The sequence below is a fragment of the Sphingomonas pollutisoli genome, assembly GCF_029167165.1.
Lineage (GTDB): Bacteria > Pseudomonadota > Alphaproteobacteria > Sphingomonadales > Sphingomonadaceae > Sphingomonas > Sphingomonas pollutisoli.
Map to the genome: position 1 here is coordinate 624,865 of NZ_JARFNJ010000002.1, position 14,340 is coordinate 639,204.

The 14,340-nt window shown below is 64.8% G+C and carries 13 protein-coding genes; 10 read left to right on the forward strand and 3 right to left on the reverse strand.

The window, feature by feature from the left end; all coding sequences use genetic code 11:
* The first annotated feature begins 229 nt into the window (after positions 1 to 229).
* The 8 genes from PX554_RS06275 to PX554_RS06310 all read left to right on the forward strand — a co-directional run bounded on the left by PX554_RS06275 (position 230) and on the right by PX554_RS06310 (position 11,621).
* Entirely contained in the window at positions 230 to 2,155 is a 1,926-nt protein-coding gene (locus tag PX554_RS06275) for a hypothetical protein (RefSeq protein WP_275499870.1), read from the forward strand.
* Positions 2,152 to 3,243 (forward strand): conjugal transfer protein TraN, encoded by a 1,092-nt coding sequence (gene traN, locus PX554_RS06280; protein WP_420833419.1) that lies wholly within the window; start codon positions 2,152 to 2,154, stop codon positions 3,241 to 3,243. Before PX554_RS06275 ends, traN begins: the two co-directional genes overlap by 4 nt.
* Positions 3,215 to 4,084 carry a type-F conjugative transfer system pilin assembly protein TrbC gene (locus PX554_RS06285; RefSeq protein WP_275499872.1) on the forward strand — a complete coding sequence of 290 codons (870 nt, stop codon included), beginning with the start codon at positions 3,215 to 3,217 and terminating at the stop codon, positions 4,082 to 4,084. Before traN ends, PX554_RS06285 begins: the two co-directional genes overlap by 29 nt.
* Positions 4,056 to 4,652: a S26 family signal peptidase gene (locus PX554_RS06290; protein WP_275499874.1), complete on the forward strand. Its 597-nt coding sequence runs from the start codon at positions 4,056 to 4,058 to the stop codon at positions 4,650 to 4,652. The genes PX554_RS06285 and PX554_RS06290 overlap by 29 nt, the downstream gene beginning before the upstream one ends.
* Before the next feature lie 14 nt (positions 4,653 to 4,666).
* Positions 4,667 to 5,536, forward strand: coding sequence for a conjugal transfer protein TraF (locus tag PX554_RS06295; RefSeq protein ID WP_275499876.1), 870 nt, complete (start codon positions 4,667 to 4,669; stop codon positions 5,534 to 5,536).
* Entirely contained in the window at positions 5,533 to 6,186 is a 654-nt protein-coding gene (locus tag PX554_RS06300; protein ID WP_338061568.1) for a thioredoxin domain-containing protein, read from the forward strand. Before PX554_RS06295 ends, PX554_RS06300 begins: the two co-directional genes overlap by 4 nt.
* 282 nt (positions 6,187 to 6,468) lie before the next feature.
* The gene (locus PX554_RS06305; protein ID WP_275499878.1) at positions 6,469 to 7,893 is read left to right on the forward strand and encodes a conjugal transfer protein TraH; all 1,425 of its coding nucleotides are present in this window, start codon (positions 6,469 to 6,471) and stop codon (positions 7,891 to 7,893) included.
* 8 nt (positions 7,894 to 7,901) lie between these two features.
* Positions 7,902 to 11,621 carry a conjugal transfer protein TraG N-terminal domain-containing protein gene (locus PX554_RS06310; protein WP_275499880.1) on the forward strand — a complete coding sequence of 1,240 codons (3,720 nt, stop codon included), beginning with the start codon at positions 7,902 to 7,904 and terminating at the stop codon, positions 11,619 to 11,621.
* Here PX554_RS06310 and PX554_RS06315 read toward each other — a convergent pair.
* Positions 11,618 to 12,220: a hypothetical protein gene (locus tag PX554_RS06315; RefSeq protein WP_275499881.1), complete on the reverse strand. Its 603-nt coding sequence runs from the start codon at positions 12,218 to 12,220 to the stop codon at positions 11,618 to 11,620. The genes PX554_RS06310 and PX554_RS06315 overlap by 4 nt on opposite strands.
* 128 nt (positions 12,221 to 12,348) lie before the next feature.
* On the opposite strand from PX554_RS06315, the gene PX554_RS06320 reads away from it, so the two are divergent.
* On the forward strand, positions 12,349 to 12,624 hold the full coding sequence (locus PX554_RS06320; protein ID WP_275499883.1) for a BrnT family toxin: 276 nt from the start codon (positions 12,349 to 12,351) through the stop codon (positions 12,622 to 12,624).
* The gene (locus tag PX554_RS06325; RefSeq protein ID WP_275499885.1) at positions 12,611 to 12,841 is read left to right on the forward strand and encodes a BrnA antitoxin family protein; all 231 of its coding nucleotides are present in this window, start codon (positions 12,611 to 12,613) and stop codon (positions 12,839 to 12,841) included. Before PX554_RS06320 ends, PX554_RS06325 begins: the two co-directional genes overlap by 14 nt.
* A 393-nt stretch (positions 12,842 to 13,234) precedes the next feature.
* Here PX554_RS06325 and PX554_RS06330 read toward each other — a convergent pair whose 3' ends face one another.
* Entirely contained in the window at positions 13,235 to 13,723 is a 489-nt protein-coding gene (locus PX554_RS06330; RefSeq protein WP_275499887.1) for a Ros/MucR family transcriptional regulator, read from the reverse strand.
* Positions 13,724 to 13,809: 86 nt separating this feature from the next.
* Positions 13,810 to 14,301, reverse strand: a complete 492-nt coding sequence (locus PX554_RS06335; RefSeq protein WP_275499889.1) for a helix-turn-helix transcriptional regulator — start codon at positions 14,299 to 14,301, stop codon at positions 13,810 to 13,812.
* Positions 14,302 to 14,340 lie beyond the last annotated feature (39 nt).

Consider the following 14,340-nt stretch of genomic DNA (forward strand, 5'->3'; position numbering starts at 1 on the left):
CAGGAACGGCGCCCCCTCCCCCCAGGGGCGCCGTTCCACCGGTCAGCGCGGCCGCACCAGCCCCGGTCGCGGCGCGGCAATGCCCCCCGCCGTCCGCGATCGCGGCCGCGCTGACCGTTTTCGATGGACAGGCCGTCTTTCGCGCCATCGTGCGCGGCGATCCCGATCGGGTGCTGCTGCTGCGTCTCCGCCACGGCTCGCGCACTATTCTCGCCCGACAGGTCTGCCCGTGAACCGCCTGCGGCTCCTCGCCCTGCTCGCGCTCACTCTGCCCGCACCCGCGCTGGCGCAGAGCGCGGAAGATCGGGCGCGCGCGGCAGCGTCCGCCTCCCGCGCCAAGACATCCGACAGCGATACGTTGCTCCAGAATTATGTGACGCCGGGGCTGAGCGGCAAGCCGATCTCGACGGTCGATTCAAGCAAGCAGTTCACGCCGAACCTTGCCTGCCAGAAGACCGCGACCCTGCTCGAGGTGTTCGTGCAACCGGGCTCGACCGGCGACCTCGGCTCGGTCCGGATCAGCCGGGATACCGATCTCAATGGAACGTTCGACGCGTCAGCGACCTTGCCGGTCCAGGTTTCGGGCATCTGCGCCAACGGCGTGATCTCCTGCGACGCCGGCACTTGGAACAATTGCCACAGCTTTCGCTGGGCGGTCGATCCCAACCAGGCGCCGCGGCTCGAAAACGTGGCTATGACCGAACTCGCGGGCTGCTACTGCATCAACAATAGCTGCGGCAGCAATCTCGCGATGGCGAACCTGCCGACCGTGCTGAAGGATCTGGGCGGCGGTGTCGTCGCGGCGCTGACCACCAGCGACCCGCGCTACGGCATTGCGGAGGCCAAGGTCGACGGGCCGGTCATCTCCTATGTCGGCGCGCAGAGCACCGCCTGCACCGCCAATCCGACCATCGGACAGACCGCCTATCGCAGCTCGCCCACCGCCATGGCCGGCGACGCCACCGCCGCCTCTTCCACGAACTCGGTGTTCCAGATGCTGGTCTCCTCGCCGGCCGGTACGGCGAAGGGTATCGAGAACCGGAGCTGCACGGTCGAGCGCCGGGTGACGGTGCTGTCGCCGGCGATCGACGACATCATCAGCCGCGTCTCGGGCGGCTATTCGACGGTGCGGAGCGGCGGATCGCTCGATTTCCTGCTTGGCTCGCCGTCGGACAACACCCTGAGCGGCGGAAGCTGCAAGCTATTCGATTTCCGGATGACGCTTCATGTCGGCGATCCCAACCGGATCATCAGCGCGAGCCTGCCGACCTATTTCGCCGACGACTGGGGGCAGATCCGCATTGACGGTCAGCTCGTCTCCTCCGGCCCCTCTCCCTGGACTTCGACCGGCTTTCCGCCGGGCAAGTGCGACCTGAAGAAGACCTCTTATATGTATCCGAACATCGATCTGAAGCCGTTCCTGACGGAAGGCGATCACGAGATCTGGCTGCGCGTCGCTGTCGGTGACCACGGCGAAGGCTATGCCCAGGTCCATGTCGAGGTAGACGATAGTTGCCGCTCGGAGGAGCAGGTCGTCGACCAGTGCGCAACCCTTGCCGGCGATCCCCAATGCAGCCTCCAGAGCGAGGTGGCCGACGGCGTGCAGACGTTGTTGAACGGCATCCGGACGGGACTGACGCCGGTCAATCAGACTCGGGTGGTGGGCAACGCCACATGCCCGATCACACTCACCCGCGATTTCTTCCTCAAGCAGCGCAGCTATCGCTGCACCTTCGACAATAATGCGATCGAGCCGGACACAAGCCGTGGCGCCTATATCATCGACCATTCCACCGAGACGCTGCTGGCCGACCGCGTGCGGGGCACCGATGGCAGCTATTCGACGACGACGCGCAATTTCAACCTGCCCGATCGCGGCTCGGTCAATGCCTGCGAGGCGGTCTGCAAGACGCGCCGTCCGCAGGTCAACACGGCCGCGGCGCTCGACGGCGTGACGGGCGCAAAGCAGAACGACCCGACCGGCTGGGACACGATCTACCACGCCTGCCAGGACAATAATGTCTGCCCGGCGGGGGACGGCGAACAGCTGGTCGAGGGCTGCGGCTGCATCGACGATTTCCCCGAGGCGGTCGTCATGATGCAGACCGTGCGGCTCGGCGGGACCGATCTCGTCTGCACGGGAACCCAGCGGTGAAGCGCGCTCGGCTCCTGCTCGCGACCTCGGCGCTCTTCGCCGCCGGCATCGCGCTCGCCCCCGCGCCGGCAGCCGCCCAACAGCTCTGTGCGGTCGACCTCAATGGCAATGGGGACGCCGCCGATCCGGGCGAGACGGCGAGTTGCCACCTGACCGCCGTCGGCGGCTGGATGTGCCCGATCGGCGAGACTGCCTGCGTGACCGGACCCACCGGCGCCATGCAATGTCCGCTGGGCGACCAATATGCCTGCGCCGTCCCGGCAGCCGGCGGCGCTCCGACCTGCTCGGCCAATAGCTGCATCGATACCAACGCCAATCCGATCGTCGAGGAGCCGCCGCCCGACGATCCGGGCGCCGTGCCGGACGGCCCGGTCGATGCCGAGGGCAATTGCCTCGGCACGATCGAGATCTTCTCGGGGCGCGCCGCGCGCTGCCGTCCTGCCGGGCTGCTCACGACCTTCTCCAATTGCTGCAAGGACAAGGGCAAGATCGTCAAGGATGGGATGGGCGGATCGCTCACCTCGATCTCGACCAAGATCGCCGTCGCGCGCGGCGTCTTCAGCGGAATGTCGGCCGCGTTCACGGCATTCCGGGCCGGCGCGTCCGCCGGCCAGGCCGCCAATGCCGGACTCGGCGCGATCGTCGGCATCGATCCGACCTCGATCGCGATCAGCATCGCGATCAACTTCATGATCGAGGTGCTGCTTCAGGGCTGCGACCAGCAGGACATGGAGGTGGGCATGCTGAGCGGCTCGGGCATGTGCCACTTCGTCGGCAGCTACTGCACGACCAGTGTCCTCGGCATTTGCCTGCAGAAGGCGCACGGCAATTGCTGCTTCAATACCAAATTGGGCAGGATCATCCAGGAGCAGGGCCGCCCGCAGCTCAAGAGTTTCGATGCGGTCGGCTGGGGCACGGCGAAGAAGCCTTATTGCCGCGGCTTCACCAGCGAGGAGTTCCAGGCTCTCGACTTCAGCAAGATGGACCTGTCCGAATATTACGCGGACATCGAGGCCAAGGCCCAATCCCAAATCCAGGTCGACATGCAAGGAAAGATCGATGCGTATAAGCAGACGGTCAATCAATAAGCGCGCCCTCGCGCTGGCGGCGATCGTCGCGTTGCCCATGGCCGGGCTGGCGCAGGACCGGCCGCAGCCGGGCGCCAAGGCGAAGGTCCAGGCCGAGGGCGATGCCGCGATGGAGCGAGTTAAGCGCGCCGTCAGCGCGGCGAAGCAAGCGCAGGTCCCCTCCCCGACCCTGCCGGCGCCCGCGGACGATGCCGCCAGGCGCCGCGCCTTTCAGGGGCTGCACAACCGGAAAGCCGACCCGACGCTCGCCAAGCGCGCCGAGGCCGACGTGGCGAAGGCGCGCGCCGCGATCGCCGGCGAGCGGGAGACGGCGAGTCGGCGCATCGCGCAGGCGCTCGGTCTCGAGGCACCGGAGGCGGGCGCGCTGGCCGGCGCGGCACCACCGCCCCCGCCGTCGAGCTGGGTCCCGGTGCTCATGGTCTCGTCCTCGATGCCGACTGCGGTGCTGCGTACCTATGCCGCACAGCTCGAACAGGCCGGCGGCGTGCTGGCCTTCCGGGGCATGCCGGGCGGGATGACGAAGGTCGCGCCGATGGCGAAGCTGGCAGCGCAGATCCTGCGGATCGATCCCGGCTGCGAGGGTCCGGCCTGCGCGATGCGCAATGTCCAGGTCATCGTCGACCCGATCCTGTTCCGCCAGCACGGCGTCGCCCGCGTGCCGGCACTGGCGATGATTCCGGGCGATCCCACCCAACCCTATTGTGAGCGGGACAATGCCAGTCCGCATAGCACGCACGTCGTCTATGGGGATTCGGCGCTCTCCGGCCTGCTCGAGGAATATGCCCGTTTGGGCGGAACGAAGGAGGTGCGCGATGCTCAAGCTCGCCTGGCTCGCCGGTAGCCGTGTCTATCAGGCGTTCGGTGACATCACGCTGCGCGCCGCGGTCGCGCTCGGTGCCAGCGGCCTCGGCCAGCCAGCGCGGCCGATGCAGCTGTTCAAGGCCTATGGGATCGTCTTGCCGATCGGTCTCTTCGCCTGGTGGGCGGTGCCGCAGATCACCTTGGTCATGACGCCGAGCATCGATGCCTGGGTGGTTCACCGGTCGCCGGGGCCGATCCACCGTGGCGATCTCGTCTCCTTCACGTTGGTCCATCCGCTCGCCGGCCCAAAGCCGATCAGCGTCACCAAATATGCGCTCTGCCTCCCCGGGGACCGGATCGATATGATCGAGCAGCCGTCGGCGACCAAAGGCACGTTCGACGGGGTGTATTTCTGCAACGGGAAGCGGCTCGGCCAGAGCAAGCCGCGCTCGCGCAGCGGCAAGCCGCTGACCCATTGGCAGCCCGGCACTGTGATCATGCCCGCCGACGCGATCTTCGTCGGGTCGAGCTACAAGGATGGATTCGACAGCCGCTATTATGGGCCGGTCGAGATCGACCGTTTGACGCGCATGGAGAAGCTCCTGTGAGCCGGCGTCCTGCCATGGCGCTCCTCGCCGTCGCCACCCTGTTCCCGGCAGCGCCGGCCCTCGCGCAGTCCGATCGGACAGGGGAGACGCGGGGCTATTGGTGGTACGCGCCCGCGCCCAAGCCGCCGTCGCCGGATCAACCTGCGGAAGACGATGTGGTGAAGCCGCCGATTCCGCCGATGACCGAGCTGGTCAAATGGTCGCCGCCGAAGATTGCAAAGCTGATCGTCCAGCAACGCGACTATGCCGCAACCGTGCTCACGGTCGATGCGGTCGCGGACTTCTGGCGGCTCGAAGACTTTGCGCGGCGGAAGGCCCGCGCGTTCGCCGGTGTCACTCAGCTCGCGATGCTCGCGCATCCGGAGCTCAACGCGAAGGCGGCGAACCCGATGATCGGTGAGGCACGCGACGCCATGAGCGCCGAGAAGGATGGGGTACGCCGCCAGTATCTGCGGGCCCATGCTTCCGAGTTCGCCCTGGTGATGTTCGCGCGGACGTCGTGCAGCTATTGCCGCGTGCAGTGGCCGATTATCCAGCGCTTCCAGGATGAGATGGGTTGGCAGGTCACGATGATGGACCTCGATCGGCGGCCGGACCTCGGCCAGCGCTACGGGGTCGAGGTGACGCCGACCACGATGATCATCCGGCGCAACAGCGCGCAACGCATGGTGATCGCGGCCGGTGTCGAGACCTATCCCAATATAGCGCAAATGGCGTACCAGGCGGTGAAGCTGCTCAGCGGCGACATTCGCCCCGAGCAATGGCTGACAGGCGCGGGTGAAGAGAACGGCTTCTTCGATGCGCTGGCCAATGGCCCGGTCTCGCCGAGCGACCCGCGTGTGGTCGGTGGCGACATTGTCTCCCAGCCGGGGCCGCAGCGATGACCGGGCCGACGCACTTTTCGCTGATCAGGCGTCTTGCCGGGGACCGAAAGAGCGGCGCGACCACAGTGCTCAGCCTCGGCCTCGCGCTGGCGGCTGCAGCACTCCTTTGCGCCGGCCAGCTTTCAGCGCAGACGGTGACGCGCGCCGACGCCGCGCGCGCCGCGATCCATCCGGTCGCCTCGCCGGCCGATGTGCGGGCGTGGCTTGCGCGGGTGCCGGCGACGCGTGATTTCCCGCCCGATTTTGACGAAACGTTGCGCGGTCAGGCCTCGCTCTTCTCGCTCGAGATGAGCACTGGGCCTGGCTGCGCGCCCTGCGCGGATCTCTGGAACAAGCTGCTCGCGTTCCGCGCGCGCTATGGCTGGCAGGTCCGCACCATCAGCGCGAACGACGCGATGCTGCGCTCGGGGCGACTGGGCCTGCCCTGGGTCGGCAACCCGGTGGTCTGGGCCCGGCCGAATGCGGATCCGAACCGCATGGTGCCCGTCGCGATCGGGACGGACCATACGGTCAATATCGCGCGCAACGCCTATCTTGCGGCCAAGATGCTGACCGGCGTCCGCGTCGCGGTGGCCGTTCGCGGCATGTCGAAATTCACCGGGATCGTCAGCTTTGCCTCCTCCGACGCTTCCAACCGGCGGCGCCCATGACTGGTATCCCCTCATCCATCTGCCTGGTCGAAAGGCGTGCGCTCACCGCGTCGTTCGGTTCTATGGCGAAACCTGGGAGGCGCGACCGCGCACTTGGGACACTGCAACCTAGTAATCGTGGAGTGTCGCTCCCGATTTGCAAGGCTAAAGCGCAACGACTCCACCGCGGGGGCGGTGGTTCGTTGCTGAGAATGGGAGTCAGCCCAGACCCCCAACAACCCAGAACGACCGGGCGCGCATGGCGGGCCGCTCGGTCGGAGCAACATCTTTAGGAAGTCCGCCATGGTCCCCTTTGTCCGCCGCCTGAGCGGCGCAGCGCTTCTCGTCATCGCCGCCTGCACCGCCTCCGCTCCGGCCCATGCCCAAAGCTGGGCGGAGAGCTGGTTCGACAATGTGACCTACACCTCGCCGGGCAGCTTTGAGGATCAAACGCGCGGCTATGTCACGGCCGGCGGCATGTCGGGCCGCGTCGATGTCCATGACGATTATCTCATGTCGCTCACGCTGCCGAAGGTGAAGGCCGGTTGCGGCGGCATTGATATGTTCCTTGGAGGCATGAGCTTCCTGGACCCCGACTATCTGGTTCAGAAGCTGGAGACGATCCTGCAGGCCGCGCCGGCGGTCGCGTTCCAGTACCTGCTCGAAACGCTCGACGAAAAGATGGGCAACATCATCTCGAAGATGGAGGCGGCGACCAACTTCCTGAACTCGATCCAGGTCAATGACTGTCGGATGGCGAACCGTCTCGTCCAGATCGCCAAGGGCGATGACAATATGAGCGGGATCGTCGAGGAGATGACCGGCTACAAGTCGGTGCGCGAAGGGTTCGCCAAGAGCTGGCAGAATTCCCGGGAGAAGATTCAGGCCAATAAGGGCAACCCGACGGAAGACCTGAAGGACGCGCTGGTCAACTGTCCGGCGGAGGTGACCGACATCTTCAAGACCGGCTCGCTGCTCCAGCACGCCGCCCAGCGCGTCGGCGCCAGCGATTGGACCAGTGTGATGCGCGCGCGGGTCGGCGACGTGTACATGCGCTGGGACGCCAACGACAAGGTGCCGCTGTTCTCGGCGATACCTGCCTGCCCGCATCAGGATACCGAGAGCGCGGACGACTTCCTGACCGGCCGGGTGCCGACGCGCGCGCTCAACGTACCCCCCACGGCCGGCGACTGCACCGTGAACGGCGCCGGGCGCGGCGCCTTGGTGCTTGCGCGCGAGCGGATGGACTCGATCGCCACCAAGATCCGCACGCGTTCCGCCCTCACCACCGATGAAAAACAGTTTGTCGCCAATGTCCGGACGCTTCCCGTATATCGGCTCCTCGAATGGGGCGTTCGCCAGGGCGTCACGGACAGCGTGATCGCGGACACCGACGAGCTCGTCGCACTCACCCTCGCCTATCAGATGCTGAACGACCTCACGCGCTCGATCGATTTCGCGCTCACGAACGCGGAGCGCGGCGCGACGACGGCTGGTGCGTCGAACGAGCAGAACGAGAATGTCTGCCAGACGCGCATCCTGACCAAGGGCATGGAGCAGTTGCGGGACCTGCGCGACGAGGTGCTGCGCCAGCGCGCGCAGATGCGCCAGTCCTATATGGCCGCGCTAAGCCAGGTGAACCTCTCCGCCACCTACGCTGGCGTCATCCGCCAGCGCGATCGTGACGCCCGGGATACTGCCGGTGCCGACGCCAACCGGAACCGCTGAGGCCCACCATGCGCAGACTCCTCCGCCTCGCGCTCGCCGCGCTTACCCTGCTCGCCCCCACCCCCGCGCTTGCTGTCGACACGAGTTATTACACCTGGGGTGGCTTCTCCGAGACCGTCGACGCCTTCCATCTGGTCGCGCTGATCTTCGGCGATCCGCGCTACGAGTCGCTGGTGGTGATCATCGCGGTGGTCGGCATCGGCTTCGGCGCGGTGCTTGCCAGCGTGCGGGGATCGGGCATCGGGCTGGTCGCATTCGGGTTCCAGATGCTCGTCGGCATCGGCCTGTTCGCCGGAATGATCGCGACCACGGGCACGGTGAACATCTACGACCCGGTGAAGAACGGCTACCAGGCGGTGGGCGGCGTGCCGAACCTCATCGTCGTAGTGGCCGGCGTCACCAACCTGATGGAGCGCTCGCTGGTCGAGACGATCGACGACAATACGACCGATCCCAATGCCAAGATGGCATTTGGCGCGGGCGGCCATGCGTTCGACCTGTTCCTCAATGCGGTGAGCCCGCGCAGCCCGATGGTCGACTCGTTCCTCGATGCGACCGTCAGGGATTATGTGCGCCAATGCTACCCGGTCGCGCGGGTGTCGCCGGCTTACGGGGTGGATGACGACAAGCTGTTCCGCACGGCGACGGACCTTCCCGAGGCGTTCTCCGCCATGGCCGGGCCGGCGACCTTCTCGACCGTCTATACCCAGTCGGACAAGGCGGGCACGACACAGAGCTGCGACGCGGCCTGGGGCTATATCTCGGACCGGTTGAACGATCCGGCGGTGTTCGACGCCTATAGCGATCAGGTCTGCGCCCGGACCGGGTTCGACGCGTCCGCCGCCCAGCAACGGAACCAGTGCCGCCAGCAGATCGACAGCCTGGGCGGAATGATGCTTGGCCAGCCCATGAGCCGGCAGAAGTTCCTTACCAACGTATTCCTGGGCGACACGGTCGGCGATGTGCTGTTCGAGGATTCGCCTGCGGCAGCGGCGCGCGTCATGGCCAACCGAGCGGTCCTGTCGAACGGATTGTCGACGCTCTCCACGGCGAATGAATGGATGCCGACGATCCGCGCGGCGGTGTTCGCGATCATGTTGATGATGATGCCGATCGCGTTGCTGTTCATCCTGACCCCGATCAATCTCCGGGTCGCGAGCTTCGCGCTCGGCCTGTTCGTGTTCGTCGCGCTATGGGGCGTGATAGATGCCGGCATCTATCAGCTCACCCTGGGCCGGGCGGTGGGCGTGCTGGCCGAGCTCCGCGCGACCAATGCCGCGGCGAACACCTGGATTCTCGCGCCCTCGGCGGCGATGAAGGCGCTGGCGATATTCGGCTCGTTTCGCACGGCGGCGGCCGGGCTCGCGGGAGCGTTCGTCTTCACCGTGTTCCGGTTCTCCGGCAACGTCTTCAGCGCGATCACCGGCGAGTCCATGACGCTGACAAGTCAGGGATCGGCTGCCAGCACCGGCACGCTCACCAGCGAGGGCTATGCGTCGGCGCTCGAGAGCCAGGCATCGGCGATGGGCACGATGGGTCGCCGCTCCGCTTCTGCCGGTTTTGGCGACTTCGGCGCGCGCAGCACCTTCGGCGTCGATCGGGCGTTTGGCGCCTCCGGCTCGATCACCGGCCAATATGGCGGCGGAGCGGCTGGGACGGCGGCATTCGGCCTCGGACAGACCGACGCCGCTCGCGAGTTGGGCGGGCTCGCGCCCGCCCTGACTGGACGGGACCTGAGCGATCCCGCCACCGCCAGCGCGGTGCGCGCCAACGCCACCACCTCCGCGATCCATAATTTCGCCCAGGGGGATGCCTTGCGCTCGCTTGGCACGACCTATTTCGGCCCAGGGCAGGCCGGGGAGCGTACTTTTGCGTCGTTTGCCCAGAACATGGTTCAGTGGAAGGCGTTTGGAGACCAGCGCGCCTATGACATGATGCGGACGGGCGCCGAGCGGCATTTCGAGCGCAACGGCTATAGTCCGAAGGACGCAGCGCTGAAGGCGTCGACGATGATCGGCGAGGCCGCGTCCGATCCGCTGTTCGCGAAGCTGTCGGCCAATGCGTTCGATGAAGAGACGATGTTGCGCAACGATCTGACGGCAGCGCAGGTCCAGGTCGGCGCCATGGAAGGACGACGCGACTATGCCGGCGATAGCATCGCGGCGAACGAGCGTGCCAATGTCTCTACGGAACAGGCGCACCGCACCGGCACGAACCACGGGCAGCGCGACGCCGCTGCGATGCTCGGGCTTTCGGTCGATGAGGCAAGTCGGCGGATCGGGTTCATCAATACACTCACTGGCGAAGAGCGCTCGACTGCGATCTCGCGACTCGCAAATTCCACCGGGCGCAATGAGGCGCAGGTCGTGCGTGCGCTCGAGAGCTACAATGCTTCGGTGCAACTCGGGACGGCTGATGGGGCCAGTCGAGAAGCGGGGCGCGAGGGCACCAGCGTCTATGGTCGCACGGCCGAGACGGCGGGCTATGATTTCGCCGAGCGCGCCGGCAAGCTGGATGCGCAAAAGGAGGTCGGCCGCGACGGAACGCGCAGTGCCGCGCGCATCGGCGAGGAGCGGCGGCAGGCCGACAATATGGGCTTTGCGGAGGGTGCGGCTGCGGCCGGCGTCTCTGTGCGCGAAGCCGCGCGTCTCGACTCCTTCATCCGTGCGGCGGCAGGCACGGCAGGCAACCAGGTCGATATGGCCGAAGGTGGCGCCGCTGGGATCATGGACCGCGCGCGGAACGAACGGCTCACCCGCGTCGTCGACGATGAGCGGTTGACCCGCATCCAGTCGCTGCTTGGCGAGCATGGCGTCCAAATGTCGAAGCGTCAGATCGCGATGGATCAGAATGGAGATTTCGGCCTCAACCTCTCGCCAGGTCTCGCCGCGGCGATGTGGCGCGGCGGGCTGATCAACGAAAGTCAGCTCGGCGCCATCGCGAACGGCGGGCATGCGCGACTCAGTTTCGCGGATAACGATCTGCTGGTTTCGAGCAGCACCAACTTCAGCAAGGCGGCCCGTAACGACACCAGCACGCGATTTGAAGCCGGCAAACAGGCCGGCCCTGATACGATCGAGAACTTCATGGGCGGCGGGGCCGAAGGCCAGGCCGCCATGCAGAACTGGTTGCGCGGCGGGTTCGAGATGGACCGGAAAGGTAATTGGCGCCTCAAGCCGCAGGTCGCGGATACGCTCCAGCGCGACGTCACGGCTATTATGGCACAGACAGGATGGCAGAGGTCGTTGTCGCGGAGCGCCGATAAGCAAGATGTAATGGGAACTGGCTGGGGTCTCGAAATCGGGGGTGGCGCTCAGTCTGGCGGCTCTGACAAGGGAGGCTCCGGGCGAAGTTCGACTGGTCGGGTAGGAGCAAGGGCGGGCATTGATAGTCGGGAGACCGGCAGCACAAGCTCCGTCGCAAGGTCGACCATGGATATCATGAACTATGACGTTCGATCGGCGATCGCCGCTTCCGAGCAGGCAGCTTCGCGTTCCTCAACCCCGGAGAATGCATTCGCCGATGAGTTGTCGAAGCGGGTACTCGGGGCGAATGGCTTGCGGAATCGCTATCTGGAGAACTCGGACTCGGGTCGCGGAACCTGGGATTGGGTCGCTCCGCTCACGTCCACCGAACAGTCCTCGATACTTTCGGGCGGGCGGCTCAGCACCGACCTCGATCACAGTAGCGGCGACGGAGACCCCACCTTCAAGACGCGAAAGAACTAGGGGATCAACTCGTCTCGATGCCGATTGCCAATCCATCGGGGGCCAGACGCGGGATCAAACTCATCGATCGTTGGGTGGGGATAGCCGGCAGGTCGATAGGTGCCGACTTCAAACTCTGCATCGAAGGCTTGGGCCTGGCGATCGAGCAATCCACCGAAGAAGCGAAAGCCGAGAACCAAGATCGCCGTCATTGGGAGAAAAACGATATTGGTGATCGCGGTGTAGCCGCCCCGTACAAGGGGATCGATGAACGTCGGCCTGGTCGGATCCGCCACTACAATCCAATAAAGCGGAATAGCGGCCCACCAGAGCTTCGCGTACCAAGGGCGCCAGAAATAGTCGCGGGCGCGTGGACGCACGCGGACCGAGGCAGCGGTGTCCTTCTCGTGACTGTCTGAGGCGATTTCCTGTGTCATTTCATCGGCTATCCGGAGCCATGCGAAGGTAGCGGAAATGGATGCCGAATGGAATCTCCAGTTTGGGCGGGAAGGGAATTTTTCGTGTAGCATGACGGCCTCCGACCATGCCCCTCCCCCTTCCCTCCCGTAATGCTGTTGCACGAGCGACGGCGACTGCAGGGAGGCCTGGCGGACGGTCATGATTCTGTCCGAACTTGGCAATCCGTTCACGTCTGCGTTTGCAGCCGGCACAGAACGGATCCCCTCTAGTCATTTTTCGGGTGCACAAAAACCATTGCCTCTCCACTTTAATGGGTGTACAAAATTACATGAAAATCGAGTTCGATCCAGCCAAGGATGCGACGAACATCGCCAAGCATGGAGTGTCCTTGCAGGCTGCGAATGGGTTCGATTGGGATACGGCATTTGAGCGCGAGGATGATCGCTTCGATTATGGAGAGGTTCGGTTTGTCGCCATGGGGCTGATCGGTGATCGCCTACATGTGCTGGTTTTTACCGAAGGCTCCGATGAAAACGCGGTTCGCGCCATCAGCTTGCGCTCGGCGGAAAAGCACGAAGTGAGGTTCTATTATGACCAAGTTTGACCCGGAGATTCACGACGACAATCCGTCGATGGATGCAGCGTTCATGACCGGAATGAAGCCATCCCGACGCGGTCGGCCGAAGCTGGAAGCCCCCAAGGTTGAGGTGAAAATCCGTCTGGATGCAAAGACGGTGGAGCATCTGCGAGGGAGTGGTCCCGGATGGCAGACGCGCGTAAATGCCTTGCTGGGCAAACTGGTGGCGACTGGACAAATCTAGAGACCATCCGCACTTCCTCGTAGGCGGAAAGCCTGAGCGCGTCGCTCCGTTGGCGAGTAGCGCCGGATGCTTGCGAGCACGTTGGCAAATATCCTGGGCAGTCGCCATCGACCAGGCCCGCCACCTTTGCTTCACGATGTGAAATCTATGCCGGCGACAGGCGCTGTTCCAGCCCGTCGTGCACTTGAAACGTCTCGCGCTCCAGCCGCACGCTCGGCCAGCTGTTGCGGCCACTATCACAGCCAGGCCAAGCGATCGTCGAGAAGCAATTTCACGCGGATGGCGGGCTTTGCCTAGGTCGACTTGCCGGCGCCTTCTCGGCGCGGGATGGCTAAGTCCCTCACCGTTGATGAATGGAATGCATCGGCACTGGAAAGCAAAAGCGCTGAGAAGTCAGGCTTCCTTTGCCGCGGCCTTACGCCTGCCCCGCTTGGGAGGGCTGGTGGGTTCCGGCGCTGGCGCTGGAGCCGGAGCGAGCGTCCGAGGCTTGCGGCCGAGGCCGATTTTCTTGGCAAGCCCACGCCGCTGCTCTGCATAGCTGGGCGCGACCATAGGATAGTCCGCTGGCAGGTTCCATTTCGCGCGGTAGTCGGCGGGTGTCATCTGATAGTGAGTCATCAGATGGCGCTTGAGCATCTTCAGCTTTTTGCCGTCCTCCAAACACACAATGTGGTCCGGCTTCACTGAACTGCGGATCGATACCGCTGGCGCCTGCGCGACAGGCTCGGGCTCCTTCGGGGAACTCAGACCGGAAAGCGATCCATGCACATTTTTGATGAGCACTGGAAGATCACCGACGGCGACGCTGTTGTTCGACACATGAGCGGCGACAATGTCGGCGGTAAGCGTCAGCAATTCGGCCTGAAGGTCGGTATCAGCCATTGTACCTCTTGCGTTTCTGGTGTTTCAGACGTGAGCGTCTGAGCGTGTCTCTAATATAGGCCTATCAGCTTGGAAAGCGCGCGGCGTTACTGAATTTCAGAGTCCTCCTCATCCTCGCGGATCGGTTGATGCTGCATCCGGCGCCACTGTCCCGGCGTAACGCCGATGTTTCGAACGAAGACACGATGGAAATGGCTTTGATCCGAAAAGCCGCATTCGCTGGCAATTTCGGCAAGCGAGCGCCTCTCATCGGCCAGGAACCGCAAGGAGAGGCAAAGTCGCTGATACAGCAGCCACCGATGCGGAGGGATACCCACAGTGTTCTTGAACGCCTTAAGAAAATGGTTCTGCGATACGTTGAGGCGCTCGGCTATTTCACGGAGAACGACCGTCCGATCGATCTGCGAGAGCATTTCCCTTTGAGCGACGCGGACCTGCCAAGTAGCCAGTTGCGCGCGATTCGCCGGCTGTCTTTCGCCGGCGCAAAGAAGGAGCAGACGGCAGGTACACGCGGCACCGGCGGGGCATCGATCGGCACAGTCGCCATTCGGCGGCCCTATCAACGGATGCGTCGACATGGCGCATCTCCAACAGGCTGGACCGGGGGTCCTGTGTTG

Coding starts and splice junctions, on each gene's coding strand:
- PX554_RS06285 (WP_275499872.1), top strand. CDS start 3,215: ATGCGTATAAGCAGACGGTCAATCAATAAGCGCGCCCTCGCGCTGGCG.
- PX554_RS06290 (WP_275499874.1), top strand. CDS start 4,056: ATGCTCAAGCTCGCCTGGCTCGCCGGTAGCCGTGTCTATCAGGCGTTC.
- PX554_RS06295 (WP_275499876.1), top strand. CDS start 4,667: ATGGCGCTCCTCGCCGTCGCCACCCTGTTCCCGGCAGCGCCGGCCCTC.
- PX554_RS06300 (WP_338061568.1), top strand. CDS start 5,533: ATGACCGGGCCGACGCACTTTTCGCTGATCAGGCGTCTTGCCGGGGAC.
- PX554_RS06305 (WP_275499878.1), top strand. CDS start 6,469: ATGGTCCCCTTTGTCCGCCGCCTGAGCGGCGCAGCGCTTCTCGTCATC.
- PX554_RS06310 (WP_275499880.1), top strand. CDS start 7,902: ATGCGCAGACTCCTCCGCCTCGCGCTCGCCGCGCTTACCCTGCTCGCC.
- PX554_RS06315 (WP_275499881.1), bottom strand. CDS start 12,220: ATGACCGTCCGCCAGGCCTCCCTGCAGTCGCCGTCGCTCGTGCAACAG.
- PX554_RS06320 (WP_275499883.1), top strand. CDS start 12,349: ATGAAAATCGAGTTCGATCCAGCCAAGGATGCGACGAACATCGCCAAG.
- PX554_RS06325 (WP_275499885.1), top strand. CDS start 12,611: ATGACCAAGTTTGACCCGGAGATTCACGACGACAATCCGTCGATGGAT.
- PX554_RS06330 (WP_275499887.1), bottom strand. CDS start 13,723: ATGGCTGATACCGACCTTCAGGCCGAATTGCTGACGCTTACCGCCGAC.
- PX554_RS06335 (WP_275499889.1), bottom strand. CDS start 14,301: ATGTCGACGCATCCGTTGATAGGGCCGCCGAATGGCGACTGTGCCGAT.